This is a genomic window from Corynebacterium sp. HMSC076D02, from assembly GCF_001813815.1.
Classification (GTDB): Bacteria; Actinomycetota; Actinomycetes; order Mycobacteriales; family Mycobacteriaceae; genus Corynebacterium; species Corynebacterium simulans.
In genome coordinates, this window is record NZ_KV814044.1 from 1 (window position 1) to 4,238 (window position 4,238).

A 4,238-nucleotide genomic window follows, 5' to 3' on the forward strand; every position below is an offset into this window, starting at 1 on the left:
ATATCAGGTGTCCACCAAAAAGGGGTCAGGTCCGTCGTTTACCCCAGCATTCATGAAGTGCTGAATCCACGTGACGCGCAGGCGGGCGGGCTTCGGGGCTAGACCTTTCGAGTGGTACATCGATGAGAAATTGGACGCGATGTTGCTTCGGTCTGCCTTGGCGCTGTCGGGAGCTAGGACATATTGCTCGGGGCGGTACTGGTCCTTACCATGGACCAATGGCTCGGCGTAGCGTTGGCGCACCGGCACGTCGCGACCTGTCACATCGAGCAGCATCACACCTGTCTCGTCGACGTAGACCTGTGTCCATGTCAAGTAGGACGCTTCTTTGGCCCTGAGACCCGCACCGAGACACAGCGAGACCATCAGCTGCTTGTTGAGTACGTTCGTTGCGGCGTTCGCGGCGTAGTTCATCCAGACCTCGATTTGCTCAATCTCAGCTGGAGTATAGGGCTGTGGAACGGAGGTCGGCTTTACTGGGGTTCGAGCGGTTGGCTCGCTGAAACTTGGGTTGACGATACGGGCGACGGCTCGCAGTCGTGCGCGCCGTCGTTGCGCTGTTCCCGACGCGTAGGTGGGGACAAGGGACTCAGCATAAGCGTTGATGATGTCCCAGTCGAGTACGTACTCAACGGCGAGTTCGTAACCCTGCTTCTCCACGGCCCACGTCACGAGATCTGTCAGGAACAGACTGTCCTGCGAATCGGGGGACAGGTCGGGGTGGGAGAGCAGCTGGGCTATGAAGTCGGGGATGGGGGTGGCGGGCATTAAGAGCTACTTCTTCTTCCGACCAGTGACTTTGATCGGGTGAGCTTCGAGATACTTGTTGAACAGGAACAACTGCAACTCAGAATCATCGAGGTCATTGGACGTTCCGTATGCCGTGGCAACTGCCGTATCTAGCGCGGTGTGTGCCTCGAAGAGATCGGGATAGTAGCGTGAGTCACCCGGCTTGTACATAGCTTCGAGCGTCTTTCCACGCTGAGCCAACTTGGCTCGCTCATAAAGAACTCGCTGCGCTAGAGATGCGATTTCGTCTCGGGTCGTCTTGTCTGCGTTAGGCAGCGGCATCGTGTTATAGACCGTGTCTGAACCAAACCTGTAATCCTGACGAATACGCCCGCCCGCAATGTCCAACCATAAGGTGCACATCCGCGATATAAGCAGCCCCAAAACATATCGATCGTCAGAGGGGATGAAGCTTACCGCGTCTCCGGGGATCATGCTGGAGTTCTTAATTAGATCGATCGGAATGTATTTCCTTAAATGTGACGTATGACGTGGGATGAGAATGTAGTCAGAGCTATCCACAAATGCACTTGCTTCACGCGGACGGTGCGGTGAGTCCTTGAGTTTAAATGCATCTCCCGACTCACTTTGTTCGCTGCGCCATTCTTCATTCTTTTCAATGCGCTCACGCAGGAAGCGATGCGCTGCGACATCTGGCAGATCATCTTTATGAACCCAGATGATGTACGCGCGGGTGCCATTAATGAATTGCTTGGCCTGCGTAAACCTACGGATGAAAGGTTCGAGGCCGGGGTCACGAGCTAGCTCCGCGTCATAAGTCTCAGCATCAATTAGGAGGTTTCCATTGTCCGTAGGTTGGAAGCCTTTCGACATGCGTGGCATATCCTTGGGCGACTTTCTTGTGGCCTGAATGAATACATCGGGCGCGTCAAGCAGATAAGGATTGATATTCGATACGGTCTTGATTTCGGTCTCTTTGTCGTTTCGGTCGTGAATGTACAAGACTCGCTCGGTGCGTTGCTTGTGCGCGAAACCGATGATAACTACGTGTACCGATGCGACATTTCGTGTTTCATTTGCCCAGGTAAACGCTCGGTGAGCGAAGTTGATTTTGATGCCTGAGTTGTACATTGGTTGCCACAATGCAGGTGCTTGTTGACCTTGGCAGATGGAACTCGTAGACACGAAAGCGACTTCACACTTAGTCCCCTTGGTGTATTGAGCGGCTAGTAGGAACCAACACGCCACGTAATCGAGTTTGCTACCATTTTCCCGAAAATCCGAGTGCGCTCTTTCTTTTGTGCACCGGTGAGTGAGTCTCCAATAATGAACGGCGGATTGCCGATGATATAGCTGCAATCTTCTGCAGGGATGACAGACTCCCACGGAATCTCAAGAGCACTGCCTAGATGAATGTCAGCGGAGTCTCTAAGCGGGAGATCATCAATGTTTCGCTTGACGATGATCGAGGTCTCTTGATTGGTCTGCAGCTCGGCAATCCACAATGCCGTCTGTGCAACCGACACAGCGAAATCGTTGATCTCGATTCCGTGGAACTGTCGGAGGCTGACCTTAACCGGAGACGCGTCAACGTCCTCGAAGCCCATGACATATTGGTTGTGATAGAGATGCGTCAACACAATGTTTTCAAGGCGGCGAAGGCACAGGTAGGTCTCGGTAAGGAAGTTGCCCGAACCGCAGGCGGGATCGAAAAACGTCAGAGACGCGAGCTTGTCTTGGAAGCGCTCAAATGCATTTTTCTGGGCGCGTGCTCCTTTGCCGGCGTACTGCCCCTGCATGTTCACAATGTCCTCAAGCTCCTGCTCTAAATCATCGAAGAAGAGCGGGTCAATCACGCGATGGATGTTCTCGGGGCTTGTGTAGTGCATGCCACCGGACTTGCGTGTATCCGGGTTCAAAGTTGACTCGAAGACACCGCCGAAGATGGTGGGGCTAATTTTCGACCAGTCTGTTTGGCCGGAGGACTCAACGATGAGAACTTCGAGGATCTCTTCCGTCAGCTGCGGGATAGTGACCTCGTCGCGGAACAAACCGCCGTTGACATACGGGAAACCAGAAAGCTCAGTGTCGTACTCATCGCGTTCTTCAACGGGGGTGTCCAACGTTTTGAATAGACGCATGAGGCCAAAGCGAGCATCAGCGGGTGACTTGTCTTTGAGGAATGAGTAGAAGGAATTCTTGTGGAACACCAGGGCATCTTCTGCAAACAAACAGAACACCAGACGCACTAGCAAGACATTGAGCTCATGCTGGGACTCAGGGGAGTTAGGGTTTGAGTATTGCTTGCGGAGTAGAGAGTGCAGCTTGCCAATCGTCTCGCCTGCCGTCCATGAGACTTGAGTCTCATAACGTGTGAGCTCGGCGGTGTTAGCGTCCAGGAACATGAGGGCCGAGAGATTATCGGCTAGGTCATCAACCCTGAACTCCTGGTAATTCTCAGCCGCGCGTGGTTCGTCCAGATCATAGACACGCATGACTTCAAAGTTGGACGTGATGATGTAACGGGGACGCTTGTGCCCTGGAACCTCAGAGACATATGTGTAAGCCTGCTCAAACGGGGTGACCTCTGAGCCTCGGTGGTTCTGCTTTGCGTCGAGAGACTTCCCTCGGCTCTTCATTTCCACAAACGTTCGCGCAGAGGGGATCACTGCGTCAATCCAGCCGCCGTACTCAGTGCCTTGTTCAAAAAGAGCTGTGGTCTCAGGATTGTCGTGGTGGAACACGCTGCGAAGTAGGTCAGTCCAGAATGACTGCGAATCGGACTTTTCCTGCCCGCGCTCTTCCCACCTTTCGGCGAACTTCTCGGCTTGAGACCGGCGTAGGGTCATGGAATCAGAGGACACAGATACTCCTTGAGATATAGGACTTGAATTAGCTTAACAGCGCCAGAGTAGACATAGATGTAAATCAATCCGGTGAACCGGTTGCCCTGGTGCTTCTACGCACCTACGATCAGTCACAGCTGCCGTTGCCTAACAAAAGAGGTCGTATGCCCGCACAGAAGCGTCTCGTGGACATGTATCCCGACTGGCCTAATACAGATCCTGTAGATATACGCAACGAGGTTCATCGTCGCTTGCTCCTGTTGGCGAAGAACGTACAGATGGAGGCTGGTAAACACGGCTCTGTTCGCTATGTGGCGGAGCGCTCGCAAGTCTCGCACACAATGATTACTCGCTTCGTTCGCGGTGAGTCGATCCCCAGAGTCGATACGATCATGGCGATTGAGCAATTTGTTGAGACGAGCGTGTGGCCGGTACGTGAGACCACAGATAAGCCTGTCGAGTTGACTAAGGGATCCTGGACCCGGTAGACCGGTAAGTCATCCCTACGACCTCGAATCTATCGAGAGAAAGGGCCGGTGAACATGGCCCTCGAAACCTACCGACCGTCCACCATACCTTATGAGCGCTGGGAAACGATTCGCGACTTCACGGTGAGCCTGGGGCAGCAATACCACGACCTCC

Annotated in this window: 3 protein-coding genes and 1 pseudogene; 1 reads left to right on the forward strand and 3 read right to left on the reverse strand. The window is 53.6% G+C overall.

Annotation, left to right across the window (positions count from 1 at the left end; translation table 11 throughout):
- Nucleotides 1–3 precede the first annotated feature (3 nt).
- From HMPREF2935_RS04590 to HMPREF2935_RS13830, 3 genes and pseudogenes are all read right to left on the reverse strand, one after another.
- On the reverse strand, nucleotides 4–768 hold the full coding sequence (locus HMPREF2935_RS04590) for a site-specific integrase (protein WP_070732165.1): 765 nt from the start codon (nucleotides 766–768) through the stop codon (nucleotides 4–6).
- A gap of 6 nt (nucleotides 769–774) precedes the next feature.
- Nucleotides 775–1,071: a type IIL restriction-modification enzyme MmeI gene (locus HMPREF2935_RS13825; RefSeq protein ID WP_371326233.1), complete on the reverse strand. Its 297-nt coding sequence runs from the start codon at nucleotides 1,069–1,071 to the stop codon at nucleotides 775–777.
- Nucleotides 1,069–3,599 (reverse strand): annotated as a pseudogene (locus tag HMPREF2935_RS13830) (DNA methyltransferase); the annotation flags it as partial. The gene HMPREF2935_RS13825 and the pseudogene HMPREF2935_RS13830, both read right to left, overlap by 3 nt.
- A gap of 161 nt (nucleotides 3,600–3,760) precedes the next feature.
- On the opposite strand from HMPREF2935_RS13830, the gene HMPREF2935_RS04600 reads away from it, so the two are divergent.
- The gene (locus HMPREF2935_RS04600; protein ID WP_070455598.1) at nucleotides 3,761–4,084 is read left to right on the forward strand and encodes a helix-turn-helix domain-containing protein; all 324 of its coding nucleotides are present in this window, start codon (nucleotides 3,761–3,763) and stop codon (nucleotides 4,082–4,084) included.
- The last annotated feature ends 154 nt before the right edge of the window (nucleotides 4,085–4,238 follow it).